We start from the raw sequence: 25,313 nt of genomic DNA, 5'->3' as shown, positions 1-25,313 counted from the left end.
CTCACGAGAAAAAGCCATGGGGCTAATCCAAGTTTCAAAAGCAGACTTTAAACCCAAAACCCATTCTCAGGGAATCAATGTTGAAAAAGAATCACCCACTTTTGATCAAACTTTTGCAGGGCAAAAGTTTGTATTACTGGCGGGCCGGGCGGGATTTGAACCCGCGACCTTCGGCTCCGGAGGCCGACGCTCTATCCATGCTAAGCCACCGGCCCATGCCCATAGTTATTCCCGGCGGGGATTTAAAAATCTAATTCTTCTCAAAATGGAACGCTGTACACATTAATACCCAAGTGCACAAAAACTTTTTAGCCCCGACACCCTATCATACATTAGAGAAGGATGGTGGTAACATGGAGCCGCACGAGTTCAAGCTTACCGAGGAGGGGATGAAGGCAGTTCTCCCGCCGCTCGAGGCGGAGATAATGGAGCACATGTGGAAGGTCAAGGTGGCAACGGCCGGCCAGGTCTACGAGTACATGAAGGAGAATCACCCAGACATAAGGCGTTCTACCATAAGCATACTCATGAACCGCCTCTGCGAGAGAGGGCTGCTCAAGAGGAGCGTTGAGAAGGGACGGGGTGGAATGAGGTACGTTTACACCATAACCTCCACTAGAGAGGAGTTTGAGGAAAAGGTCGTCCAGAGCATACTGGATGCCCTTATGACGAACTTCAAGGAGGCGACCTACGCTTACCTGTCCAAGATCAAGAAGTGATGACAATGCTGTTCATCATAATGGCCCTTGAGGTCCTTCTGGCAGTGATAGCACTGGCCGAGCTGGGCCTTGAAATATCGCTGGTGGCCTTCGGGACCGTGCTGGCGCTCTACGCCTGGGTCTCAACCCACGACATCAAGGGAGAGTACGTTCCCTTACAGCGGAGCGAGATGCCATGGCTCTACGACGGCATCGCAGAGATGGCCAGGAAGGCGGGCCTGCCGATGCCGAGGGTATACATACTGGACGAGTATATCCCCAACGCGTACTCATTCAAGAACACGATAGTGCTCTCCCTCGGCCTGTTCGAAGTCCTCGATCAGGAGGAGATACTGGCGGTGGCCGCACACGAGCTGGGGCACATAAAGAACGGCGATACAAGGACCTTCCCGGTTCTTGCCTACGGAAGGTACCTTATGGTGATGTTCACCGCGATCCTGATGCTCCTAACAAGAAGCGCCGTTATCAGCGCCGCCTCACTGACGCTCCTTGGCCTCTATGAGGTGACCCGCGCGAACTTCCACAAAGAGCGGGAGTTCCAGGCGGACGAGACCGCCCTGAGGCTCCTCGACACACCGATGAACCTCAAGCGCGCCCTGGAGGAGCTGAAGTACTACGAGGACCTCCGCGTCGGCATCAAATCAAGCGTGCTCCCGAGCATCGAGCCGTCAATCGAGAGGAAGCAGAAGGTTCAAATAATCGAGACCCACCCCAGCTACGATGAGAGGATATTCCGGATAATCATCGAGATTGACGGAAACAACATGTTCAATAAGCGCATGCAGTGATGAACCATGCCGGTTGAAATCTTCCTGGACAGGGAGAAGGCGGACAGGATAAAGCGAATCCGGCCTACCAAGGATGAGTACTTCATGCTTATAGCGAAGCTCGTGTCCCTCCGTGCCACCTGCCCGAGGCTCCGCGTTGGGGCCGTCGCCGTCAAGGACGGCTACATCCTCGCAACTGGCTACAACGGGGCCCCGCGCGGAATGGACCACTGCATCGACGCCGGCTGCCTGATAGTCGATGGGCACTGCCACAGGGCCGTTCACGCGGAGCAGAACGTAATAGCCATGGCGGCCAGGAAGGGCATAAGCCTCGAGGGAGCGACGCTCTACGTCACCCACTTCCCCTGCGACATCTGCTTCAAGCTGGTTATAAACGCCGGAATAAAGGAGATAGTCTACGAGGAGATGTACCCCAACGAGGCAACGGAGATTCTGCTGAGAGAGGCCCAGAGGAAGGGAATAGTGAAGATACGGCAGTTCAAACTGCCAAAGGAGCGCGTTAAAGTGTTCCTGGAGGAACTCTTTGGGGAGTTCATTTGAGCTTTTTCTCAATCTCCTCCAACCTTCTGTTCAACTCTTCAAGCTCTATGGCGACCTTCCTCGTCAGCTCGGTTATCTCGCGCTCGGTCTTGTCCACGGCGAGGTAAACCTTGAAGACGAGTATGTAGGAGAGACCGATTCCTATGACGAACAGGGCGTCGAGGCCCCTCCCAAGGCCGAGGAGCTTTCTGATCTCGTTGGCTATCTGAACCGGGAATATAGAGACCACCAGAAGACCGATAAGTATGGCCTCCCAGAAGAGAAAGTCGCCCCACTCGAACTCCCTGCGGCCATACCTGCCCAGGACGTACACCATCAGGATGAGGACGACCGCTATAGCTATGTACTGGACCGCATACATATCCATCACCTCAGCTTATCGAACAGCAGATTGAGCGCGATTTTAACGCCCTCAAATATGTTGGTGCCCTTTTTCATCGAGTACTCTGTGTAAACCGCCTTTATAGGAACCTCAACTATTCTGCACCCGCCTTTGGCTGCCTCAATGATGATTTCACTCGAAACGGCGTACCTGTCGCAGGTTATCCTTATCCTGGCCGCGCAGTCGCGGCTGAAACACCTGAGTCCGCTCTGGCTGTCGCTGACGTACTTCCCGGCAAAAACCGCCGTTATCGCGTCAAGGACGAAGTTGCCGAAGCGCTTGATAAACGGCATCTGGCTGGTGTCACCCTTAAGGCGGGAGCCGACCGCGAAGTCCGCTTTACCCTCCGCGACGGGCTTCATGACGCGCAGGGCGTCGCTCACGAGGTGCTGACCGTCGGCATCGAAGGTGAGGATCAGCCGGGCGTTTTTCCTGAGCGCGTAGGCGATGCCCGTGCCGAGGGCACCGCCGAGCCCCCTGTTGACCAGGTGCGTGAGAACATGAACGCCCTTTGAGCGGGCTATCTCCTCCGTCCTGTCGCGGGAGCCGTCGTTGACAACGATTATCTCGTCGCGCCTGAAGTAGCGCAGCAGGTCCTCCAGAACGGTGCCAACCATGCGCTCCTCGTTGTAGGCGGGGACGACGATATACGTGTCCAGAAGGGCCTCAACCAGACTTCTGAACCCCTTCATCGTTGGAACCTCAAAGTCAGGCTCCACATCGACGGAGAAGCTCATCCTTCCGGACTCGTGGGAAGTTATCATGACCGAGAGCGTCCCAAGCTCCTTCGCCGGCAGGATATCGTAGCCGTGGTCACCGACTACGAGGGTTCTGGTCGGCTCAACGCCGAGGGCCTCGATTATCCGTTTCAGCTGACCGGCGTTCGGTTTAAGCTCCGCAGGGGGGACATCGTCCCGCGTGGACACCACGCTGAAATATCCCGCTATGCCGTGCATCTCAAGGGCCCTGAGGGCCGCCTTCCTGGAGCTGCGGGTCATCACCGCCATCCGGATGTCCCTCTCCCTGAGAAACTCCAGGGTTTCTCTGACTCCCTCAAAGAGAAAGCTCTCCGATATGCGCTCGGTTTCAAGCTCCACCATATGAGAATACAGCTCCCCGAAGTCCCTGCCCGTTTCCCCCGCTATCCTATGAAGGTTCTCGTACATCGGAGTGAGATCCTCGAGGGTCTCCCCGGGTATTCCTTCCGCCAGGAGCCGGGATTTCAGCTCCTCCTTGAGTTGAGTGAAGGGTTTTGGAGCACCAACGAGCGTTCCATCGAGGTCGAAGACTACGAGCCTCACGTCCATGCCGTCCACCGAAGGGTTTATTTTTGGGCGTTCCTACAAGCAAGGGGTGCCTGAATATGATAGAGGCTGCTCCGCTTATAGGTTTAACCCTGACGCTCATCCTCACCCCTTACCTCGCGGGGAGATTGAAGCGAGCGGGCATCATCGGAAGGGACATACACAAGCTCGACCGGCCAGAGGTTGCCGAGATGGGCGGACTGGCGCTCCTCGCTGCCATCCCCCTGGCGCTGGCACCGTCCCTCGATCCCGAAACCGCCCGGGCCCTCCTTGTATTCCTGCTCTTCGGAGTAGTTGGAATCGTGGACGACCTGACGGCGCTCAAACAGTCCCACAAGGTGGTCCTCTCCCTCCTGGTCGCGGTTCCGACTGCGTTCTTCGGGGTATCTTCGCGGATAGACATCCTCGGCCACACCATCGATCTTGGAATCCTCTACCCGGTCTTCGCACTGCTTTTCGTTACGGGCTCGGCAAACCTGGTGAACCTGCTGGCCGGCTTCAACGGCCTTGAGATTGGAACCTCCGCCGTGGCCCTGGGGTTTCTGGCCGCGGTAACCGACGGACCGGCAAGGGGTCTGGCGCTGGCAGGACTCGGCGCCGCCCTGGGGTTCCTGTGGTGGAACCGCTACCCCGCGAGGGTCTTTCCCGGCGATACGGGAACGCTGAGCATGGGCGCGCTGATTGGGCTCGTCGGAATACTCGGAAAGGTCGAACTTTACGCGGCGATACTCCTCGTCCCGCACTTTCTGGACTTCGTGATAAAGGCCGTTGGGGTCAGGTTCGGGGTCAGAAAACGCGGAAGAACGGAAGTACTGCCCGACGGGACGCTGAGGGCACCGCCGTACCCCAGCTTCCTGGGAACGATAATGAGAACGGTAAGGGTGAACGAACCGAGGCTCGTCGCGATAGTCTGGGGGATAGAGTTCATTCTCGGGCTTCTGGTTCTTGCTCTTCATCTATCACTTTGACCATTCCGAAGCCGTACCTTGTTTTTTCCCCAAAACCGTTCTCATAGCCGAAGCGGGCAATCTCGGAGGAGCCGGTGTAGCGGAATATCATGAGCGAGCCGCGGTAGTATGTATCCTTAACGAGTATCCTGACGGGCTTGAACTTGACGACGTCTATTGAGAAGTCCCTCTCCTCGGGCATCTCCCCCATTATGGCGGAATAGCGCATGAGCATTACCTTGCGGAGCTTGTCGAAGAAGCTCTCCTCGTTGGGGTAGAGGTCCCATATCTTCATCCTGTTGCCGCTCAGCTTAACCGTCCTGACCATTATCGGGCTCAGCGTCGAGAACAGGGCGCTTTCCTTTATCCTGGGTTCCTTGAGAACCTTTATGTCATCGGCGATGAAGGTAGCGTCCCCTATCTGCAGAACGGGGCTGTCTATGAAGCCCTCGACGACCGCCTTTATCAGCTCGTTCGAGGAGGACGAGATGTAGAGCGAGACGTCGTCCGAGAGAACCCTAATGCCCCTGTCAGGGATGAGCTCGCGCTTCCGCACCATTATGCGGGAGAACGTGAAGTAGTCAACATGGCTCACTTCAGCTTCCCTGGCTATTTCAGGGGAGACTATGGCCATTTTGGCCACTAACTGAGTGTAAACGTCATAATTGTAGTTAAACGGCAGAATCGTGCCCTCCTCTGCGGGCCTGAACTTTATCTCCACCCTCATTACAACCCACCCCTTGATATAACCTTTCTATACTTCGCGTTTAAAGTTAATAAGAATTTCGCAGATTAAACCAACGGGAGATTACTTCAAAGAGATGTTTGGAGAATCCGCACGTTTGGTACCAAAAGTATATAAATCGTCCCGCCAACCTTCTGAGGAAGGATAGAGTTAAAAAGACCCTTCTACAGAAACCTTAATTGTGAGAGGTGAAAGGTTATGAGCGTTGAAAACGTCGATATCAAACCAACGGACGAGTACGATGATTACGTCATATATCTGAAGAGACGCATAAGGCAGCTTGAGCTCCAGGTGAGAACCCTGGAAGCCGACAAGGAGAGGCTGGAGAGAGAGCTTTCCCGCCTGAGAATGGAGATGTCCAGGCTCAGACAGCCCCCTGCCTTCGCGGGGACGCTTCTCGAACTGCTCGACGAGGACAGGGCGATAGTCCAGAACTTCAACGGACCGCGCTTTGTCGTCAGGATAGCGCCATGGATCGAGCGCGAGAACCTCAAGCCGGGTTCCAGGGTGGCCCTAGACCAGAGGACGATGGCCGTCGTGGAGCTCCTTCCCAGCGAGAAGGACCCGAGCGTCCTCGGATTCGAGGTCATCGAGAGACCGACCGTCAGTTACAAGGACATCGGCGGCCTGGAGAAACAGCTTCAGGAGCTCAGGGAGGCGATAGAGCTTCCGCTCAGGCACCCGGAGCTCTTCGAGAAGGTCGGAATCGAGCCGCCGAAGGGGGTTCTCCTCTACGGTCCGCCCGGCTGCGGAAAGACCCTCATGGCCAAGGCCCTGGCCCACGAGGCCAACGCGACCTTCATCCGCGTCGTTGGCAGCGAACTCGTGAGGAAGTTTATAGGGGAGGGCGCCAGACTCGTCCACGAGCTGTTTGAGCTCGCCAAGGAGAAGGCCCCGACCATAATCTTCATAGACGAGATAGATGCAATAGGGGCGAAGAGAATGGACGAAACCACGGGCGGCGAGAGAGAAGTCAACAGAACCCTCATGCAGCTCCTGGCGGAGATGGACGGCTTCGACCCGAGGGGCAACGTCAAGATAATCGCCGCCACAAACAGGCCGGACATCCTCGATCCAGCTCTGCTGAGACCCGGCAGGTTCGACAGACTCATAGAGGTCCCGCTCCCGGACTTCCGCGGCAGGCTGGAGATAATCAAGGTGCACACGAGGAAGATGAACCTCAAGGACGTCGACCTGCGCGTAATCGCGGAGATGACGGAGGGAGCCAGCGGTGCGGACCTCAAGGCCATAGCGACCGAGGCAGGAATGTTCGCCATAAGGGCGAGGCGCGAGTACGTCACACAGGAGGACTTCATGAAGGCCATCGAGAAGGTCTTCGGCGCGGAGCAGAGGCTCGCCCAGCAGATAGCGATGCACGAAGTCATGTACGGCTGAGCCGCCCCCCTTTTCTTCCTTCCATACCCTCCTCCAGCTTTATGACCGTCCACGCCAGCATGTACATAGCTGGTATCGACAGGAAAGCCTTCTCGTAGCCGAAGTGATCTATCAGGAGACCGACGAGATAAGGCCCCACCGTGGCCCCAAAGAAGCCCACCATGTTGACGAAGCCCATGACAGAACCGAGGTTCTCCCCGGTGGCCTTTTCAGAGGTGTAGGCGGTGACTATGGAGCCGACCGAGTAAAATATGATGCCCAGAGGAATGATAACCCAGGGAGACGCCGTCACGGCCAGGAGGAGCGTGAGGAGGGCGTTGAGGCCGAAGACCACCGCCACGCTGCGCCCTCCAATCCTGTCGTACAGTCCGCCTCCAACGAGAGAGCCAGCGATTCCGATAACCGAGAGAAGGGAGAACAGCAGGGACGCAGTTTCAAGGGAGACCCCCGAGTTCACCAGGAAGGACACGAGGAACGTGAGGAGACCAAAGAAGGCGGCTAGGACTATGAAGTTCGCCGCACTGAGGAGGAAAACGTTCCGCGGGATGGAGAACGTAACCCTGGAGGGTCTGGACACCTCGCCTCTGACGGCAAGGACCAGTGCGATTCCGATCATCGTGCTCAGCGCGGAGAGCACCAGAAAGGCGTAGCGCCACTCGAGGTTCACCGCTATGGGGACAACTATCAGAGGCGCTATCCCGCTGCCGACGGGCGGGCCGACCATGAAGACACCCAGCGCGGAGCCCTTCCTCTCACAATAGACCTCGCTTATCAGGGCAGTTGCGGGGGCGTAGTACAGGCCGGAGAAGATTCCATAGACAGCCCGGATAGCTAGGAGGTCCCAGTAACCCCGGGCAAAGATTATGAGGGCCGAAGAGAGCGAGTAGCCGATTATGCTGAGGGTGAGGAGACGTTTTCTGCCGATTCTGTCGCCGAAGTAGCCGGCAGGGACCTGGACAAGGGCGTAGGGCAGGAGAAGGGCGGTCATCAGAAGCCCGGCCTCGGCGTTGTTTATTCCCAGCTCGGCCTTTATCATGGGGATGAGGGGAGGGATCGCCATCCTGTGGGCGTAGTTGAATATCCAGCCGAGGCTCACGAGGGCAAGGAGCTTCTTCCTCATGCTCTTCGATAGACGGCTGAACGTTTAAAAAACTGTCTGTCCAAAAGCTTAAGAACAATTATAGGTAGTAATTTATGGGTAGTTATGACAAAGAAGGAACTCTTCCTAACTATTGGGATCATTGCAGTGGTCATAATTGGGATTCTGTATCTGATAGCTCCAAGAGAACTGACCACTAAAGGAAACTCAAGTGAACTGGTAGAGTTCGGCAATCGGACAACCAAATTGCTCTATTATAATGAAGACGATATCGCTCACGTCAGCACCATAGCAGAGATGAACGGGCATGTTCTTATCTCGATCTCCCATTCGGAAGATACAGCGATAACTTCTATTAAAGTGATCGTCAAAAGTCCCGGAGATGGAACGGTATATTTCCTCTTCCCAAAGGGAGGTCCATGGAAAAACATTAGGATGGAAAAGCAGTTCGAAGACCACCTCACAATCAACGTGGTGGAACTCAACGACTTAGGCATTCTAGGAGAAGGAACGATTACACTTGAATATTCAATTGCACCAATTTGTGATTTCACCCACCCAGTTGAAGCCAGTGTAGAACTTCATCTAAGAGATGGACTACAAAGATACTCCGGAAGAGTACATTTCATCTACAACTTCTGCTCCCAGAGCAACTAACGTTTATAAATGCCAGCCGGGAACCGACTTTAGGGAAGAAAGATGGTGAGCAAGCTGCTGGCACTGGAGGCCTATCCCAACCTGCGGGACCTCGACTTCAGGATACTCAGAGGGGTAGAGCTGAACATGCGGCACCACCGCTGGGTGCCGCTGGAGGACATCGCGCGCTTCACGAGAACGGACATCGAGACCGCCTCGTTCAGGCTAGGGAAGCTTGACGACTGGGGGCTCGTGGCCAGGAGGAGCGACATAGGCTACATAGGATACCAGCTCACTATACACGGCTACGACGTCCTCGCCATAAGGGCGCTGGCAAAGAAGGGCGTTATCGAGGCGATAAACCCCGCCCATGTGGGCGTGGGAAAGGACGCCGACGTTTACATCGGAATGACCCCTTCGGGTGAAAAGGTCGCCGTCAAGTTCAACCGCATCGGTGGAAGAACCGCATCGCGGAGGGCAGGCTACCACGGCCACGTCTTCCAGGATAAGCGCCACACGAGCTGGCTCTACATCTCAAGGCTCATCGCGAAGAAGGAGTACGAGGCGCTGACCCTGCTGAGCCCGATAGCCCGGGTGCCGAGGCCGGTAGCATGGAACAGGCACGTGGTCGTCATGGAGTTCATAGAAGGAACAGAGCTGGCGGAGCTTCGCGACACGGACCTGACGCGGGAAGAGGCGAAAGAGATACTCGACCGGGTCCTAGAGGAGTACCTCAAGATAGTCCGCTTCGGCATCGTCCACTCTGACATGAGCGAGTTCAACGTGGTTCTGACCCACGACGAGGGCGAGATACTCATAATCGACTGGGCCCAGCACATAACCACCGCCCACCCGGAGAGCTATGAACTTCTGAAGAGGGACCTGCGGGTGGTGCTGAACGCATTCCGGAGACGGTGGCGTGTGGAGAAGAGGTTTGAGGACGTCTGGCCGGAATTTGAGAAGGCCTGGCTCGAGAGCAGGGGTGAGGGATGATGGTGATAGCATACGAACCGCTGAACCGGCGCGAGAGGATTATGAGGCTCTTCCGGGAGGCCATAGAGGCGGAGAACGCCAAGGACCTCGGGAGGGCCAAGAGGAAGCTGGACGAGATAATGGAGCTGGCGAGGGACGAGGAGCCGGAGTTCTACTTCGAGGCCTGCTTCAGACTCGCGGAGATTTTCCTTCAGGAGGACAACTACAGGGGAGCCGTGAAGTGCGCGGTGCGCGGAATAGGCCGCGCGCCCAACGAAGACCTCTACCGGCTCGGGATAAAGAGGCTCGGGGACGTCCTGTTCATAATGAAGGAGGAGAACCGGCTCGGTGAGATAGCGGAGGACATGGACGTTACGCTGGGCCTGGTGAAGGACGACGAGGAGCTCCACCGCTTCGTTCAAACTCTCGTGAGGATAGCGAGGGGAGAAAAGGTCGAGGAGCGGTTCTCGCTGGAGGAGTTCAACGAGATAATCGAGCTCCTCAGAGGATAGAGTCAAGGACGCGCATCACGTAGTCCCTCTCGGGACTTTCGGGGAAGTTGTAGGGTTCTTTTTTGGGTCTTTCATTGTAGTACGGCCTGTTGCAGCCGGGGCAGCCGTGGGTGGCGAAAACCTCGGGTGGAATGAGTTCGGCAAGCTTTTCCCTGTCGATTCCAAAGCCAATGAGGGAGTCGCTCTCATCGAACTCGAAATCCTCCGGTGTGACAAGCCCCTCCTTTATGAGGTAATGCGCCACCTGGATTCTCCTGTACCTCGCGAGGCTCGGGGGCCTCGCGTTCTCAAGGCGGGTTCCCCTTATGGGTGTGAAGGCGAAGAGGGAAACCCAGACACCCATCGAGTACGCCCTCCAGATGGTCTCGACGGCTTCCCTGTCGGTCTCTCCGAGCCCGATTATAAGGTGGATGATGGCCTTTCCATCGCCGAAGACATCGATAACGTCTCTCGTGAAACGCCACATCTCGTCCCACGAGTAGAGGGAGTCCTTTATCCCAGGGTAGAGCCTCTCGCTGGCCACGTCGAGGCCGACACCGATGTAGTCAACCCCCCTCGATTTGAACTCCTCGAGGGTTTCCCTATCCACGGGGGTTATCGAGACCGAGATTGGAAGGCCCAGCGGATGGAAAAGGTCGAGGAGTTCGATGACGTCGGAGACCAGGCCGGGATAGTCAACCGTCTGAAGGCATATCCTCGCGAAGCGGCCCGCAGGGAGGGCCTCAACAACGTCCTCCACGTCGAAGGCAGGCCAGGTTATCCTGGAGAGCTTCTTCAGGTCTGCTCTGCTCCCCCTCGCCTGGGGACAGAAGGCGCAGTTGTTGCGGCAGCGGCCGTCGTGGTACGTCATGAGGTACGCGGCGGTTGGCCTAGCGAGCATCCTGGCCCTTACGAGTCCCATGGCTATGGCTGTTCCGTAGGAGACCCTAATCTTCATTTTTTCCTACCTCCGAGTATGAGGGGCGCGTGGACTATTATAAGCGATGCGGCCGCTATGAACGGGAGCAGCGGAAAGACCCCGGCGTAACCCCTGATGCCGGCGACGTAGCCGAGGGTTACCTGGCCCCCAAGCATCCCGAGGTCGAAGAACATCGTGTAGACGCTCGAACCCATCGTCCGTATCCTCGCGGGAAGGTTTCCAAGGGCCATGAGCTGCATCGCGGGAACGGAGAGGCCGAAGCCCGCGCCGATGAGGAGTGCGCTGACGTATGAGTAGGGAGGTAGGCTGTAAAGGATCAGCACTATGTAGCCGAGGATAACGAAGAGCATGCCGGCACGTATGACCGGAATCGGACCCATCCTGTCGGCGCTCCTGCCGCCCACGAGCCTCATTACGAAGCTCGATATCCCGATGACCATCATGTAGAAGCCGAACAGGCTCTGGGGCATCCCCAGCACCTTGTAGAGCGCGGGGAGGTACGTTATGACACCGGCGTAGGAGAAGGAGAAGAAGAACAGGGCCAGCGACGCGGCAACGAAATAGCTCCTGAGGAGCTCGGAGTAGCTGACGTCCTCGTGCCTCTCCTCCCTTCTGGCAACGGCCTTTCTGCCATCGAGCCAGACCGGGACTACGAGGGCGAGGCCAACGAGGGAGAACGCCACTGTGAAGGAGAATGCCCCGACGAAGCCGAGGATGTCGGAGAGATAGCCTCCGAGGGCAGGGCCGATTATGTTGCCGAGGGAGAACATCATGCCCCTCCAGCCCAGAGTCTCGCCGACGCGCCCCTCCGGTGCGAGGTCAACTGCGGTGGAGAGGCTCGAGGGAAAGAATATCCCCATGGAGAAGCCGTGGATCGCCCTGGCGAAGGCGAATATCCACAGGTTTCCAAGGAACGCGGAAGTTACGTAGAGGAGCCCGGCCAGCATTCCAAGGGCGTTGCCGGCCATCATGGCCTGGAACCGATAACCTCTATCCCCTATGAGGCCGCCGATGGGCTTTGAGAACAGGGAGACGACGGAGGCAACCCCCGCGACCAGGCCAACGAGAAAAGGCGTGGCGTTGAGGGTTATCGCGAAGGGCGATATTATGGGGTTGACTACGCTTATTCCCAGGAAGAAAAAGAAGGTCGAGAAGTTGAGGAGCCAGATGTCCCGGAGCGCTCTGTCGATGGCTCAAACCCCCGCTACGGGTTCGTCCATTCCCTCCCTCATGAAGGCGTGGCTCATGTGCTTCGTATTCTTCGCGAAGCCCACGTTGCCCTTGGCATCAACCATTATTATGCCCATCGTATCGGCGCCGAAGTACTTCGTGGCGAGGCTTATCGCGGCCTCGCTGGCTGCCTGGGCGTCCATTCCTAGGCGGACGAAGTCGGTGGCGCTCTTGGCCAGGGCGAGCTTTATCGCCACCTCACCGAGACCTGTGCAGGAGGCACCCGCAACTTCGTTGGCGTAGGTTCCGCCACCGATTATCGGGGTGTCGCCAACCCTGCCGAACATCTTGAGGAACACCCCACCGGTTGAGGTTCCCGCAACTACCTCCTCGCCGTCGAAGGCAACCGCTCCGACCGTGCTCCTAAGGACTTCGGGATACTCCTTTATCAGCTCGTTGAGCTTCTTCCAGTGCTTCGTCTCACCGGTTTCGAGCAGCTTTTTCCTCAGCTCCTCCCACTGCTTCAGCCTCTCGTCGGTCACCGGGTTGTACTCCTCGAAGCCCATGAGCCTGGCGAACTTAACCGCACCCTCGCCGTTGAGGAGCACGTGGTCGGTCTTCTCCATCACCTTCCTCGCGACGCTTATGGGGTTCTTGACGCCCCAGATTCCGGCAACGGCGCCGGCTTCAAGGGTTCTTCCGCGCATTATCGCCGCGTCCATCTCGACCCTGCCGTCGAGGGTGAGGACGCTCCCGGTTCCCGCGTTGAAGAGCGGGTTGTCCTCGAGGGCTTTGACTGCCTCCTCGACCGCATCCAAAGCAGAGCCCCTCTTGAGTTCGCGCCAGCCGGCCAGAACAGCCTCCATAACGCCCTCGATGACCTTTGGAATGCGCTCCTCCTTCCGTATAGTGCCGGCACCGCCGTGAACTATTATCGCGACCATGAGAACCACCGTAATAAAAAGTCCTCGAATGGTTAAAAGAATTGTGGAAACGAAAAGATAGGAACTTCAGCTCAGGGCCATGTTGATTATCGTCTCGCCGATGTTCTCAAGGTACTCGAGGATTCTGCGGTAGCTCTCGAGGGCTATCGACTGGCGGTAGTCGATGGAGCGTATCTCTCCCTTCAGCTCGAGCATCAGCCTGTCGATCTTCGTGAGGTCGCGCTCCTCGATCTGGGCCATCATCTGGCCGAACTTCTCCTTGAGATACGGAACGTTCACCTCGCCTGGGTTCTCGGCGATGCGCGTTATGTGGTCTCCGATGCGCTCGATGTTCCTGACTATGAAGAGTATGCCGAGCAGGTCAAAGGTCCTCCGGATTATGCCGCTCTCCTCGGTGACGCCGCGCTTGGTGAGGATCCTGTTGACCGCGCGGATTATGAGGAAGTAGAACCTGTCCAGCTCGTTCTCGAGGTCGTTGATGTCCCTGAGTATCTCCTCCTCGCCGGGGTTCTGAATGAGAAGCTCAAGGTCACCGAGCATGGACATTATGAGCGAGCGAATCCTGTTGAGGAGCTCGGCCAGGTTGATCTCCTCCTCGTCGAGGAGACTCTTGGCCACCATCCTCTGGGGCTCGTCGAGGATTATCTCGACCCCGGGAAGGCTCTGGAGAACCTTGCGCATCTTCACCTTGTATATCGGCATCTCCTCGGCCAGGTGAATCTCAAGAACGTCGTAGCCCTGGATGTAGGCGGAGATAACGAGTCTGACCGCCATGTCGGGGGAATACTCACGGGATATCGTAAGGACCTTTCTCTCGCTTATCTCCTTCGGCTCCTTGGGGAATATTGTTATGCTCCCGTCGGGGTTTACGGAGAGCGGAACGACGTCTCCCTGGCTGAGGCCGTGCTCCCTGACCCACTTCTTGGGGAGGGATATTATGTATGAACTCCTGCCGGTAAATTGGATTTTTCTGAACTCCATAGATATCACCGCCAATATATAGACGAGCGGCGGCGTATAAAAGGCTTCGGTTCGATATGCTTATAAACGCTAAGATTAACGTTAGCACATGTTCCAGGACTACGGCAGGGACGCGAAGATACTCATAGCGGCCAACGCGGCGGGTCAGCTGTTCCTCCAGTTCTCAATATTCATTATGCCGTTCTACCTGACGGTTTTAGGCTACGATATGACGGCGATGGGAACGTTCTTCTCGATACAGACGTTCACCGGGGGACTATTCTTCCTGATAGCCGGCCAGGTTTCCCTTCGGCTTGGTTACCGGAGAACCCTCATCATCTCGGCACTTCTCGGACTGGCCGGGAGGCTCCTCCAAGTGGCCGCGATAAACGACTACGTCCTCGCCCTCGGCTTCTTCCTGGTCGGCGCGAACATGGGGATGAGACAGCCGAACTTTACGGCGCTACTCAGCGAGGAGGTCGGCGAGGAGAGGCGCCATCATGCGTTCTCTATAAGCTTCGGCCTCGGAACTATATTCAACGCCCTGGGAGTCCTCATAGCGGGCTTCGCGCCCGGCTTCTTCGTGGGGCTCGGACTGACGGAGGGAATAGCATACAGGCTGGTCATCTCGCTGGCACTCCTCCAGTTTGCCCTCGTGATTCCGGCGTTGTTGATGATACGGGACGTTCCCGTGAAGAACCCGAGGATAAACTGGAACCGCGAGCTGGTCGTCAAGATACTCAAGTTCTCCCTCCCGAGCGCGCTGATAGGCTTTGGAGCAGGAATAACGATACCCTACATGAGCCTCTACTTCAAGCTCCAGTTCGGACAGACGCTCGCAGCCATAAGTGGGATATTCTTCTTCCAGCAGCTGGCGATGGGCCTCGGCTCCTTCGGCCTTCCAAAGCTGGTTCACAGGATAGGGCCGGTGAAGGTGATAACTTCCTTCCAGAGCATAGCGGCCTTTCTCTTCGCGATATTCCCCTCGATAGAGACGTTTCTGCTGGCGGCACTGCTCTACGTCGTCCGCTCCATCCTCATGAACATAGTCTGGCCCATAAACGACTCCTTCATGATGGGCTTCTTCTCGACCGAGGAGAAGGCCACCGCGGCGGGAATAAGGAGGGCCTTCTCAACCTTTATGCGCGGAGGAGGGAACTACGTCGGCGGCCTGCTCTTCGGCATGTCCCTGAGCTATCCGTTCTACGCGACTGCTCTGCTGTACGTCATAGCAACGGCGATATTCTACGCCTTCTTCATAAAGCACAACAAGTGAAAAGAAAAGTCAAGCCTTCGCGAGCTCGATTCCCCGCTCAAGGGCCCTGAAGTTGATCTCCCAGAGCTTCTCCCGGAGGGTGAGCCTTATTCCCTCAAGCAGGGAGTCCTTCTTGAGGGGTACGAGGCCCTTTCCGTAGGCGTAGCCGAGCATCAGGACGCCGAGGGTCCTGGGGTTTATCCTATCGGCCTCGCGCTGGAAGTCCATCATGTACACGGGGCAGATTCTTCCCAGGGCGGCCTCTATTTCGTCCAGCCCCGGATACTTCTCCTTTCCGACGAGGGTCGTTGCCGTGTGGATCGGGTAGGCGTTGACCACCGCGTGACTGTCCTTTCCCAGAAAGCGGGCGTTCCTCAGCGCCTCGGCGGGTTCAAGGGCGAGCATGAGGTTTGCTTCCCCTTCCTCGATTAGGGGTGAGTAGACCTCCTCGCCAAAACGGAGGTAGCTCAGAACGCTGCCGTAGCGCTGGCTCATTCCAAGGGTTTCACCTATTCTGACGTTGTAGCCCTCGTGCATGGCGGCGTTCCCAACGATCCTCGAAAGAGTCAATCCACCCTGGCCGCCGACTCCGGTGATTATGAGGTTGAACTCCATCGACACCACCGAAATGCATTGGAGGGAGCGGATAAAAACCTGTTGTCAAGAAAATTCGGCCGGCTGGAGTGAGACTCGAAAATACCACAGGGAAAGGGCAGAAAAAGTTGAAGAACTAAATCAGCCCTCCAGGCGGAGGCGCCTGATGACGAAGTCCCTGTCCAGGGAAGCCAGGAAGCTCGCGAGCCTTGGACCGCGGTCCTTGCCGATGAAGACGTTGTAGAGCGCCTTGAACCACTCCTTGCTCGGGATCTCGCGCTTCTTGGCGGCGTCGTAGATGGCGTTGTTGAGTTCGTCAACGGTGAAGCCCCCGTGGGCCTCAAGCCACCCCGCGACCTCGAGCATGGCATCCCGGATTTCAGGCCTAAGCTCGATCCCCGGGGGCCTTTCAAGGATGCTGAACTTCACGTTGTCGGGGGCGTACTTCTCAACCCAGTTCCTAGCCAAGCGTATGCGGAGCCTTATGCGCTCGACGTCATCTTCGCCGAGCTCCCCCGGAACGTGACCCTGCTCCTGGAGAACGCGGATTATGCCCTCCTCGTCGAGGTGCGGCATCTGGACGAGCGTGACCAGGAACCTGAAGGGCGCCTGCGCGGTCAGCCTGTCGGGAACCTTCGGCATCGAGAGCTCATACGTCCTCTTCAGCTCCTCTTCCTCCTCCGGGTTCTTGGCCCGCTCAAGGCCGAAGTATATGCGCTCCACCTTGTCGAACTCGTCGTAGAGGTTGAGCAGGCCCAGGCCGAGGTCTATCTTGAGCTCCTTGTTCGGCCTCGCCTTCGCATATATAAAGCGGATTATTCCCGGCTCGAGCACCTCGTAGAGGTCGCTGAGGAGTATAACGTTGCCCTTGCTGCCGGACATCTTGCCCTTCTGCCCCTTGATTCCGACGAACTCGTACATGAGGTCTATGGGTGAGGGCCAGCCGAAGATTTTCTCAACTATCTCCCTGCCGGTGTCGTACGAGCCGCCGGCTGCCAGGTGGTCCTTTCCGGCCGGCTCGAAGTCCACCTTGAAGTGAGCCCAGCGCATCGGCCAGTCAACGCGCCAGCGGAGCTTGACGTTGCCCTCCCTTATGTCCGTCTCGCCCTCCCTGCCGCAGTGGGGGCACTTGTAGGAGACCTTCCACTCGCCGTCCCACGAAACGAACTCCGCCTCCTTCCTGCATTCTGGACAGTAAACCATGACCGGCTGCCAGCCCTCCTCAAGGGGCGGCTGCTTGGCCCTCTCGCGGTATTTGTCGAGTATGGCCTTTATCTCATCGCGCTTGGCCAGGGCGAGCTTTATCTCCTCGGCGTACTCGCCGGACCTGTACAGCTCGCTCGCGTGGAGGAAGTCCACCTCTATGCCGAGCTTCGACACTTCCTCTTCGAATATGGCCATGAAGTGCTCCGCGTAGCTGTTGTGGCAGCCCCACGGGTCCGGAACCTCACGAACCGGCCTCGTGAGGTGCTCCTTCCACTCGGGCGGCACGTTCCTCGGCACCTTCCTAAAGCGGTCGTAGTCGTCCCACATGTGGATGTGCCTGACCTTCTTCCCCCTGTCCCTGAGGGCGTGGCCCACTATGTAGGCCGTGAAGAACTCCCTAAAGTTCCCTATGTGAACGTAACCGCTCGGCGTTATTCCGCTCTCCACAACGTATTCATCCCTATCGCCGCGTTCCCGGATAATCTTTTCAGCCATGTAGTCTGCCCAATGAACCATTCTCACCACCGCGCTTAGGTCTGCGGAGGGGCTTTTAAGCTTAAGCTTGGCACGGGGAACAACTCCAAGAGGGAAAATTTTATAAGTTCTTATGGTAAAACCACGGATAAAAGTAATACGGAGGCATCCCCATGGAGTTAGAGATGCGGAGGATGCAGGTGTTTTTCCCGGCGTCGCTGGAGATTCAGGAGGAGCTGCTCAAGGCCGGTTTCAGGGTACCCTACGACAAAGAGAGCGGGAGAAAAACACCGATTCCCGTGGTGGTGGGCTCGCGGGAGGAGAGGCGCATCAGGAGGAGCCGCCTGCTGAAGGCAGGGGACTTTGAAAGCGACGGCAAATTTGCCATGCTGCCCGGCGAAAGAACGTTCCTCGATATGGAGCTCACGGAAAGGGGCTTTCTGGTGCTCAGGCCAAAACCGACCGAGTACCACCTCGAGGAGATGGGCTTCGTCTCCGTCCCTCCCAGGGTGTGGGGAACGTGGGCGAGCTTTTCGCTCCCCTTTTCGGCGTACGATGAACTGGTGGATTTCCTGGGCGAGTTCAGGAACGATAACGAAAACGGATTCTACACCGCCTCCAGGGGCTCCGGCGGAAGGATAGAGGTCTACGCCTACAAGGGAAGAAGCAGAAAAGACCTCGGGATTCCGGTTTTTGGCTACGCCCTCGGGCTCCACGGACTGACTCTGGCAGAGGAGTACTTAAGGGAGAAGGCCAAAGAGAACGGGGTTCCAGAGGAAAGGCTCCGCTACCTCAGGTTCGGTCTGAGAAAGAGGAATGAAACCAAAGCGGGCCTCAAGGTTGGTATTGTCTGGGAGAACGGGAGGCCGGTCGAGATAACGCTCAAGCTCTCGACGACTGAGCCAAGGGTTAAAATCCATGGGCTCTACGGCGAGCTGGTCGGAAAATCCCGGGGAGAGCTCGCGAGGACGGATGACTGGTACATCGTCGTCCACGCAGGTGATTTCATCACGGCTCTGGAGGCCGTCGGAAGGGCCTTCGGGGGCAACTCATATTAACCCCCAACCCCCTCTTCTTTTTTGGTGGAATAAATGCTCCCTGGCTGGCTAATCTATGCGGGTGTGGCTGCTGCTTTCATACTGCTGGCTATCGGTGTAACCAAAAAACTCGGAGAGGAGTACGCCTGGGTGAACAGGAAGATAATCCACTTCAGCATAGTCCCGGCGGTTCTGATGTTCTACTACGGAAAAATTCCAGCAGATGTCTTCGGCGTCTCGGCCTTTATCTTTGGTGTCTTCCAACTGTGGCCGCATATCAAAAAGAGGGAGTTCTCGTGGTATCAGATAGAGCACAACTACGGTGAGGTCTTCTTCGCGTTCTCGGCATCCGTGATTCCACTCATACTCCCACTCGAATACGCGACCGCCCTGTTGCTCGCGATGGCAATAAGCGATGGAATTACGGGAATAATACGGCACTACTACTTCAGGCGGCACGGCTTCAACGTCAAGCTGAGAAAGCACTGGACTGGAAGCCTCGGCTACCTTGCTACAGCGCTGGCGATAGCGTTTCTGCTGCTTGATGCGGGTGCGATGGGAAAAATAGGATGGGCGGTCATCCTGACTCTGGCCGAGTACCAGGGCTGGCTCGACGATAACCTGGCGGTTCCTCTGGTGGGGAGTCTTCTCTTTCTCCTCTACTGAGCCCACCTGACCTTCAGGCTGTCCTTCTTCACCTTTTTGAACTCCTCCACGAGGGCCTTTCCGGTTCTCTCCATGAAGTCCTCAACGTCGGTAATGCCGAGTTCTCTGAGGCCGATGGCATCAACACCTTCTGGGATTCCCCTTGCTTCCACGTTTATTCCAATGTGAATCTTGACGCTGACCGGCGAAACGGTGGCTATCGAGATGCTGAGCTTCTTGCCGTTCACGTATATGTCGTCGCCCTTCCTATGGGTTTTCACGCCATATTCTCCCAAAACCTCGCAGAGCTTGGCTATGAACAGCTTCTGGAGCGTTGAGGCGAAGAGCGTGTTTACGAGGTCAAAGACCTCGATTATGTAGTGAACCATGTCATCGCTCTTGATTTCCTTGCTCGCGCGGAGATCCTCGATGTCGATCATCTCTTCCACTTTGACGTCGCACTTCCCTCTGAAAACCACGAGCGAGTTCCCGAGGATTCCAAAGTTCCTGTAGGCCCAGTGGCTACCAATGGCCGAGCCGTCGTAGTCAATACGCCTGTCCTTCACTATTAGCAGTTCCATATTATCACCCCATCCTTTCCAAAAGTCCCCTCAACTCCTCAAAACTTTTGGCATCTCTCCACATGTGGATGAACCGAATAGCAGAGACGGCGGTTTTAACATCTTCGACGTGTATATCCCTGTCGTCCACGTAGATGACCATATCAACATCGTATCCAGAGAGCTCCAGCTCCCGGAGTGTTCTCGCTATCATGTCCGCCTTGTCAGGGTGGTTCTCAATTTTCGGAAAAATGAAGTAGTCCCAGAGACCAAATCCCTTGAGGATCGGCCTGACCCTCTCCTCAACGTTCCAGCTCGCTATACTCAGAACGAACCTACCACTCGCCCATTCAAGGAACTCTCTGACCCCCGGGAAGAGATGGAGTCCCTCTCCTGTAGAATCAACCAGATAATCACCGTGGAAATCGTATGGCGGCGTAAGCCGGGATGCATCCTCATGGTCCCAAAGGGTACCGTCAAGATCAAGGACTAACAGCTTCATTTCACCACCGAGAAATGCTCCGCTGGAGGGTTTTAACGGTTGCGGAAAAGCATCATGACTGGAAGTTCAATATTGCAATACAATCAATCAGACAGAAACGAGATTTAAGGGCTCGAGGACCGTGCACAGGCCGATTGACCTATCAAATGCCCAGCCCCCCTTTCAGAGGCAGAAACCTCGGGCTGTTGGGAGCGGCAGACTGAACGGGTCGGTTTCCCTTCCCGCTTACATCCCCGCCCCATCAAACGGGTCTTCTTCCCGAGCCCTCGTCCCAGGCAAAGGACCGGTCGCCCGACCCCCTGCGCCTGGGAGTGGGTGCCTATTTTCGGGGACCGCTTCGGCCTTAGATGCTTTCAGGCCTTATCGGACGCGGCGTAGCTGCCCGGCTGTGCCCTGTAGGACAACCGGTAGACCAGAGGCCGCGGCTCCCTGTTCCTCTCGTACTGGGGGAGCCTTCCCCTCAGGCACCCAGCACCTCCGGTAGATAGCATCCGACCTGTCTCACGACGGTCTAAACCCAGCTCACGTTCCCCTTTAATGGGTGAACACCCCCACCCTTGGCCCCTGCTGCAGGACCAGGATGGGAAGAGCCGACAGCGAGGTAGCAAGCCTCGGGGTCGATATGGGCTCTCGCCCGAGACGACTCTGTTATCCCCAGGGTAGCTTTTCTGTCATCCCTGGCCCCCACCGGGGAGGCTCAGGGGTTCGCTAGGCCACGCTTTCGCGGCTGGACCCGCCTCTGTTACGGGTCCAGTCAGGCCGGCTTTTGCCCTTGCACTCTACGGCGGATTCCTGACCCGCCTGAGCCGACCTTAGGGCACCCTCGATACCTTTTCGAGGGTGTGCCGCCCCAGCCAAACTGCCCACCTACCGCTGTCCCCGCGTCCGCGGGTTAGCCATACGGCAGAGGGTGGGCGGTGTCTCATGGACGGCTCCACCCGCCCCGGAGGACGGGCTTCGACGCCTCCCGCCTACGCTGCGCACCCCCCGCCGTATGGCAACGGCAGGCTGCAGTAAAGCTCCATGGGGTCTTCGCTTCCCACCGGAGGTCCCAGGCATATGCGCCTGGCAGTGGTTTCGCCGGGCCCCAGCCGGGGACAGTGAGGACCTCGTTACGCCATTCATGCAGGTCGGCATTTAACCGACAAGGAATTTCGCTACCTTAAGAGGGTTATAGTTACCCCCGCCGTTTACCGGTGCTTCACCCGGTTGAACCCGGGCTTCACATACCGGCACTGGGCAGGCGTCGGCCCCAGTACAAACCCTTTCGGGCTAGCTGGGACCTGTGTTTTTACTAAACAGTCGGGTCCTCCTAGTCACTGCGACCTGCGGGTTACGCACCCGCAGGCACCCCTTATCCCGAAGTTACGGGGCCAATTTGCCGAGTTCCCTCGGCTGGGTTTCCCCCGACACGCCTTAGGCTTCTCACCCAGGGGCACCGGTGTCGGTTCTCGGTACGGTCGCGGTGGATCGTTCCCAGAGGGCTTTTCACGGGCCCCAGGGATCAGCGGAACCCCCCTTACGGGAGGCCATTCGCGCTTTCATCCGGTTCTCGCCATTACGGCACTCCCCGGACTTATACGCTTAGCCGGCCTTGTGGACCGGTCCGCCTACCCCGAGGCGTCACCCTCTGGGCTTGCGTTGCCGCGCCTACCACCGCGGTACGGGAATATAAACCCGTTTCCCTTTCGCGGGCGCCGAGTTACGGACCCGCTTAGGACCGACTAACCCACGGCTGACGAACATTGCCGTGGAACCCTGGCCCCTTCGGCGGCCGGGATTCTCACCCGGCTATGCTGCTACTCCCGGCAGGATCCACAATACCGACGGGTCCACTGGACCTTACGGCCCAGCTTCCACCCCACCGGCACGCCCGCCTACCCGATCACGGACCAATCGGTCCGTGCGCCGGGGTCTCGGCAGCCGGCTTTAGCCCCGTCCATTTTCGGGGCCCCTGACCTCGACGGGTGAGCTGTTACGCACTCTTTAAAGGATGGCTGCTTCTAAGCCTACCTCCCCGCTGTCTAAGGCCAGGGACACCCTTTGGAGTAACACTTAGCCGGCATTTAGGGGCCTTAACCCCGGTCTGGGTTGTTCCCCTCTCGGTTGACGGCTTACACCGCCACCCTACTCCGGCCATCTACGGCGGCAGTGGGTTCGGAGTTTGACAGGGAGCCGGGGGATTTCTCCCCCTAAACCCCCAATCAGTGCTCTACCCCACCACCTACCTCCGGCCGGGCTATCCTGAGGGATAATTCGGCGGGAACCAGCTATCGCCGGCCTCGATTGGCCTTTCACCCCTAGCCCGAGGTCACGGGAGCGAATTGCACGTCAGCATCCCTAGCGGGCCTCCATCCCTCTGTTGAGGGACTTCACCCTGCCCCGGGCTAGATCGACCGGCTTCGGGTCTCATCCGAGCGACTCCGGGCGCTTTCACACCCCGTCCCTCACCCTTACGGGCTGCGGACCTGTCGGTTTCCCTGCGGCTTCGGGGTTGACCCCCTTAACCTCGCCGCTCGGATGAACTCCCTGCCCCGTGATCCAAGACGGACGGTGCGACCCTGGTCGCCTCCCCTCGTACTCCACGGTCACCCGTGTTTCCTTCGGGGAGGGTCAGCCCTTCTAGGCCGCACCCACCTATCGCCGCCTGGTTTCAGGCTCTTTTCACCCCCTGCCAGGGGTGCTTTTCAGCTTTCCCTCACGGTACTAGTTCGCTATCGGTCTCGGGACGTATTTAGGGTTGGGAGCCGATGCCTCCCAGCTTCCCGCCGGATATCCGACCGACGGTACTCAGGGACACCCCAAGACCCACCGGGCTTGCGCCTACGGGGCTTTCACCCTCTACGGCGCCACGTTCCAGTGGACTTCGGCTTCACCCGGGAGGGTCTTTCGGGGGCCCTACTACACCACATCCCCTCCGGGTTTCCCCGAAGGGTTCAGTTTGCCCTGTGCCGCTTTCGGTCGCCCCTACTAACGGCATCGCTTTTGCTTTCTTTTCCTGCGGGTACTAAGATGTTTCAATTCCCCGCGTTCCCCCTCCCGACTGGGAGTGCGGCAAGAGCCGCGGGAGGTCCCATTCGGGCATCCCCGGTTCGACGGCTGCCTGCGCCTCGCCGGGGCTTATCGCAGCTTGCCACGCCCTTCGTCGGCGCCCCGAGCCGAGCCATCCACCAGACGGCTTAAGTTTTCTGCCCCCTACTCAGGGGGCTGGGCATTTTTTGGGTCAATCGGCCTGTGCACGGTCCTCATCGTGATCCCTGTTCGGGATCTCGGACCCTTCCACCCCGAGCCAGGCTCGGGATGTGCATCTCTTCGTGGTGGACCGGCCGGGATTCGAACCCGGGGCCTTCGGCTTGCAAAGCCGACGCTCTCCCAGGCTGAGCTACCGGCCCACGGATGGCAGGCCCAACACCTCTTAAACCCCCCGGACGGATTTTCCGGCGATAGGAGGTGATCGAGCCGTAGGTTCCCCTACGGCTACCTTGTTACGACTTCTCCCCCCTCACGGAGCCCAGACTCGACCCGGCCTCCCCGAAGGGAGACCAGGCCTCATCCAGACCCCGCTCGGGTGGAGTGACGGGCGGTGTGTGCAAGGAGCAGGGACGTATTCGCCGCGCGATGATGACACGCGGGTACTAGGGATTCCAGCTTCACGCGGGCGAGTTGCAGCCCGCGATCCGAACTGGGAGCGGGTTTAGGGGATTACCTTCCCCTTTCGGGGTCGGATCCCATTGTCCCGCTCATTGTAGCGCGCGTGTAGCCCGGGGGTTTCGGGGCATACTGACCTACCGTCGCCCGCTCCTTCCTCCGGCTTATCGCCGGCGGTCCCCCCAGAGTGCCTCCTCCCCAGCGGGGAGGACTGGCAACTGGGGGCGCGGGTCTCGCTCGTTACCACACTTAAGTGGACGCCTCACGGTACGAGCTGACGGCGGCCATGCACCTCCTCTCGGCGTGTCCGGCAAGACCTTCAGCCTGGCCTTCATCCTGCCGTCGCCCCCGGTGAGGTTCCCGGCGTTGAATCCAATTAAACCGCACGCTCCACCCCTTGTAGTGCTCCCCCGCCAATTCCTTTAAGTTTCAGCCTTGCGGCCGTACTCCCCAGGCGGCGGGCTTAACGGCTTCCCTTCGGCACCGGGCGAGCTCGAAGCTCGCCCGACACCTAGCCCGCATCCTTTACAGCCAGGACTACCCGGGTATCTAATCCGGTTCGCTCCCCTGGCCTTCGTCCCTCACCGTCGGACCCGTTCCAGCGGAGCGCCTTCGCCACTGGCGGTCCTCCTGGGATTATAGGATTTCACCCCTACCCCAGGAGTACCCTCCGCCTCTCCCGGTCCCAAGGCCCGCAGTATCCCCAGCAAGCCCCACGGTTGAGCCGTGGGATTTCGCCAGGGACTTACGGGCCCGGCTACGGACGCTTTAGGCCCAATAATAGCGGCCACCACTCGGGCCGCCGGTATTACCGCGGCGGCTGCCACCGGCCTTGCCCAGCCCTTATTCCCGGAGCTCTTTACACTCCGGAAAAGCCGTGGCGATGCCACGGCACTGGGGGTCCCCCCGTCGCGGTTGCCCGCATTGCGGAGGTTTCGCGCCTGCTGCGCCCCGTAGGGCCTGGACCCGTGTCTCAGTGTCCATCTCCGGGCTCCCACTCTCATGGCCCGTACCGATCTTCGGCTTGGTGGGCCGTTACCCCACCAACTACCTAATCGGCCGCCGGCCCATCCTCGGGCGGGCAAAGCCCCTTTCGGCCTGAGGACCTTCCAGTACCTCAGGCCTATGGGGGATTAGCCCCAGTTTCCCGGGGTTATCCCCCTCCCGAGGGTAGGTTACCGACGTGTTACTGAGCCGTCCGCCGGTGCGCGCAAGGCGCCCCATGACTCGCATGGCTTAGTCGGACCCCCATAGCAGTGGCCTCCGGCAGGATCAACCGGAATTGAGCAAGGAGTACGGCCGGTGGGACTTCCCTCGAGGGGAAGTACCAAATATCCGTCCGGGGTTTGGTCGAGGTGTT

Annotated in this window: 23 protein-coding genes, 2 tRNA genes and 2 rRNA genes; 11 read left to right on the top strand and 16 right to left on the bottom strand. The window is 58.1% G+C overall.

Annotation, left to right across the window (positions count from 1 at the left end):
• Positions 1-137 precede the first annotated feature (137 nt).
• Positions 138-215: transfer RNA gene (locus GQS_RS08700), tRNA-Arg, on the bottom strand.
• Positions 216-353: 138 nt separating this feature from the next.
• On the opposite strand from GQS_RS08700, the gene GQS_RS08695 reads away from it, so the two are divergent.
• The 3 genes from GQS_RS08695 to GQS_RS08685 are packed head-to-tail and all read left to right on the top strand — an operon-like array spanning position 354 to position 2,047.
• Positions 354-719, top strand: a complete 366-nt coding sequence (locus GQS_RS08695; RefSeq protein ID WP_014013314.1) for a BlaI/MecI/CopY family transcriptional regulator — start codon at positions 354-356, stop codon at positions 717-719.
• Between the two features lie 5 nt (positions 720-724).
• A complete protein-coding gene (locus tag GQS_RS08690; protein WP_014013313.1) occupies positions 725-1,507 on the top strand; it encodes a M48 family metallopeptidase in 783 nt (260 codons plus the stop codon).
• A 6-nt stretch (positions 1,508-1,513) separates the two neighbouring features.
• Complete coding sequence (locus GQS_RS08685; protein ID WP_014013312.1) at positions 1,514-2,047, top strand: cytidine/deoxycytidylate deaminase family protein; 534 nt, start codon at positions 1,514-1,516, stop codon at positions 2,045-2,047.
• On the opposite strand, the gene GQS_RS08680 is transcribed toward GQS_RS08685, so the two are convergent.
• Both GQS_RS08680 and GQS_RS08675 read right to left on the bottom strand, forming a co-directional pair.
• Entirely contained in the window at positions 2,040-2,408 is a 369-nt protein-coding gene (locus GQS_RS08680; protein WP_014013311.1) for a DUF2304 domain-containing protein, read from the bottom strand. The two genes, GQS_RS08685 and GQS_RS08680, sit on opposite strands and share 8 nt — an antisense overlap.
• 5 nt (positions 2,409-2,413) lie before the next feature.
• Entirely contained in the window at positions 2,414-3,736 is a 1,323-nt protein-coding gene (locus tag GQS_RS08675; RefSeq protein WP_014013310.1) for a glycosyltransferase, read from the bottom strand.
• A gap of 56 nt (positions 3,737-3,792) precedes the next feature.
• Between GQS_RS08675 and GQS_RS08670 the strand changes: the two genes are divergently transcribed.
• Positions 3,793-4,701 (top strand): glycosyltransferase 4 family protein, encoded by a 909-nt coding sequence (locus tag GQS_RS08670; protein WP_014013309.1) that lies wholly within the window; start codon positions 3,793-3,795, stop codon positions 4,699-4,701.
• Here GQS_RS08670 and cas6 read toward each other — a convergent pair.
• Positions 4,658-5,407 (bottom strand): CRISPR-associated endoribonuclease Cas6, encoded by a 750-nt coding sequence (gene cas6, locus GQS_RS08665; RefSeq protein ID WP_014013308.1) that lies wholly within the window; start codon positions 5,405-5,407, stop codon positions 4,658-4,660. The two genes, GQS_RS08670 and cas6, sit on opposite strands and share 44 nt — an antisense overlap.
• A 216-nt stretch (positions 5,408-5,623) precedes the next feature.
• Here cas6 and GQS_RS08660 point away from each other — a divergent pair, with 216 nt between their 5' ends.
• Complete coding sequence (locus GQS_RS08660) at positions 5,624-6,820, top strand: proteasome-activating nucleotidase (RefSeq protein WP_014013307.1); 1,197 nt, start codon at positions 5,624-5,626, stop codon at positions 6,818-6,820.
• Here the strand turns inward: GQS_RS08660 and GQS_RS08655 are convergent.
• Positions 6,807-7,940, bottom strand: coding sequence for an MFS transporter (locus GQS_RS08655; protein ID WP_014013306.1), 1,134 nt, complete (start codon positions 7,938-7,940; stop codon positions 6,807-6,809). The genes GQS_RS08660 and GQS_RS08655 overlap by 14 nt on opposite strands.
• Positions 7,941-8,024: 84 nt before the next feature.
• Between GQS_RS08655 and GQS_RS08650 the strand changes: the two genes are divergently transcribed.
• The 3 genes from GQS_RS08650 to GQS_RS08640 are packed head-to-tail and all read left to right on the top strand — an operon-like array spanning position 8,025 to position 10,039.
• The gene (locus GQS_RS08650) at positions 8,025-8,576 is read left to right on the top strand and encodes a hypothetical protein (RefSeq protein WP_014013305.1); all 552 of its coding nucleotides are present in this window, start codon (positions 8,025-8,027) and stop codon (positions 8,574-8,576) included.
• 42 nt (positions 8,577-8,618) lie between these two features.
• Complete coding sequence (locus GQS_RS08645; protein WP_014013304.1) at positions 8,619-9,548, top strand: serine/threonine-protein kinase RIO2; 930 nt, start codon at positions 8,619-8,621, stop codon at positions 9,546-9,548.
• Positions 9,548-10,039 carry a hypothetical protein gene (locus GQS_RS08640; RefSeq protein WP_014013303.1) on the top strand — a complete coding sequence of 164 codons (492 nt, stop codon included), beginning with the start codon at positions 9,548-9,550 and terminating at the stop codon, positions 10,037-10,039. The genes GQS_RS08645 and GQS_RS08640 overlap by 1 nt, the downstream gene beginning before the upstream one ends.
• Here GQS_RS08640 and GQS_RS08635 read toward each other — a convergent pair.
• The 4 genes from GQS_RS08635 to GQS_RS08620 form a co-directional block, all read right to left on the bottom strand.
• Complete coding sequence (locus GQS_RS08635; RefSeq protein ID WP_014013302.1) at positions 10,029-10,976, bottom strand: radical SAM protein; 948 nt, start codon at positions 10,974-10,976, stop codon at positions 10,029-10,031. The genes GQS_RS08640 and GQS_RS08635 overlap by 11 nt on opposite strands.
• On the bottom strand, positions 10,973-12,148 hold the full coding sequence (locus GQS_RS08630) for an MFS transporter (RefSeq protein WP_048056561.1): 1,176 nt from the start codon (positions 12,146-12,148) through the stop codon (positions 10,973-10,975). Before GQS_RS08630 ends, GQS_RS08635 begins: the two co-directional genes overlap by 4 nt.
• Before the next feature lie 3 nt (positions 12,149-12,151).
• Entirely contained in the window at positions 12,152-13,072 is a 921-nt protein-coding gene (locus GQS_RS08625; protein WP_014013300.1) for an isoaspartyl peptidase/L-asparaginase family protein, read from the bottom strand.
• Between the two features lie 66 nt (positions 13,073-13,138).
• Entirely contained in the window at positions 13,139-14,053 is a 915-nt protein-coding gene (locus tag GQS_RS08620) for a phosphate uptake regulator PhoU (RefSeq protein WP_014013299.1), read from the bottom strand.
• A gap of 88 nt (positions 14,054-14,141) precedes the next feature.
• Between GQS_RS08620 and GQS_RS08615 the strand changes: the two genes are divergently transcribed.
• Positions 14,142-15,308 carry an MFS transporter gene (locus GQS_RS08615; RefSeq protein WP_014013298.1) on the top strand — a complete coding sequence of 389 codons (1,167 nt, stop codon included), beginning with the start codon at positions 14,142-14,144 and terminating at the stop codon, positions 15,306-15,308.
• A 9-nt stretch (positions 15,309-15,317) separates the two neighbouring features.
• Here the strand turns inward: GQS_RS08615 and GQS_RS08610 are convergent, their stop codons facing one another.
• Together GQS_RS08610 and lysS are read right to left on the bottom strand one after the other, a co-directional pair.
• Positions 15,318-15,902, bottom strand: a complete 585-nt coding sequence (locus GQS_RS08610; RefSeq protein ID WP_014013297.1) for an indolepyruvate oxidoreductase subunit beta — start codon at positions 15,900-15,902, stop codon at positions 15,318-15,320.
• 120 nt (positions 15,903-16,022) lie between these two features.
• The gene (gene lysS / locus GQS_RS08605) at positions 16,023-17,603 is read right to left on the bottom strand and encodes a lysine--tRNA ligase (RefSeq protein ID WP_014013296.1); all 1,581 of its coding nucleotides are present in this window, start codon (positions 17,601-17,603) and stop codon (positions 16,023-16,025) included.
• A gap of 131 nt (positions 17,604-17,734) precedes the next feature.
• Between lysS and GQS_RS08600 the strand changes: the two genes are divergently transcribed.
• Together GQS_RS08600 and GQS_RS08595 are read left to right on the top strand one after the other, a co-directional pair.
• The gene (locus GQS_RS08600; RefSeq protein ID WP_048056560.1) at positions 17,735-18,619 is read left to right on the top strand and encodes a hypothetical protein; all 885 of its coding nucleotides are present in this window, start codon (positions 17,735-17,737) and stop codon (positions 18,617-18,619) included.
• A gap of 33 nt (positions 18,620-18,652) precedes the next feature.
• Positions 18,653-19,264 (top strand): membrane protein, encoded by a 612-nt coding sequence (locus GQS_RS08595; RefSeq protein WP_014013294.1) that lies wholly within the window; start codon positions 18,653-18,655, stop codon positions 19,262-19,264.
• Here the strand turns inward: GQS_RS08595 and GQS_RS08590 are convergent.
• From GQS_RS08590 to GQS_RS08570, 5 genes are all read right to left on the bottom strand, one after another.
• On the bottom strand, positions 19,258-19,824 hold the full coding sequence (locus GQS_RS08590; RefSeq protein WP_014013293.1) for a DUF366 family protein: 567 nt from the start codon (positions 19,822-19,824) through the stop codon (positions 19,258-19,260). The genes GQS_RS08595 and GQS_RS08590 overlap by 7 nt on opposite strands.
• Before the next feature lie 4 nt (positions 19,825-19,828).
• Positions 19,829-20,305: a magnesium-dependent phosphatase-1 gene (locus GQS_RS08585; RefSeq protein ID WP_014013292.1), complete on the bottom strand. Its 477-nt coding sequence runs from the start codon at positions 20,303-20,305 to the stop codon at positions 19,829-19,831.
• Between the two features lie 165 nt (positions 20,306-20,470).
• Positions 20,471-23,500: ribosomal RNA gene (locus tag GQS_RS08580) — 23S ribosomal RNA — on the bottom strand.
• 120 nt (positions 23,501-23,620) lie between these two features.
• Positions 23,621-23,697 (bottom strand) — tRNA-Ala (locus GQS_RS08575).
• 53 nt (positions 23,698-23,750) lie between these two features.
• Positions 23,751-25,236: ribosomal RNA gene (locus GQS_RS08570) — 16S ribosomal RNA — on the bottom strand.
• Together the 16S and 23S rRNA genes with 1 tRNA gene alongside form the textbook arrangement of a ribosomal RNA operon.
• Positions 25,237-25,313: the final 77 nt, after the last annotated feature.

The sequence above is a fragment of the Thermococcus sp. 4557 genome (genome assembly GCF_000221185.1).
Classification (GTDB): Archaea; Methanobacteriota_B; Thermococci; order Thermococcales; family Thermococcaceae; genus Thermococcus.
Note: the sequence above shows the minus strand (reverse complement) of the source record. Positions and strands in the feature narration are given on the sequence as shown.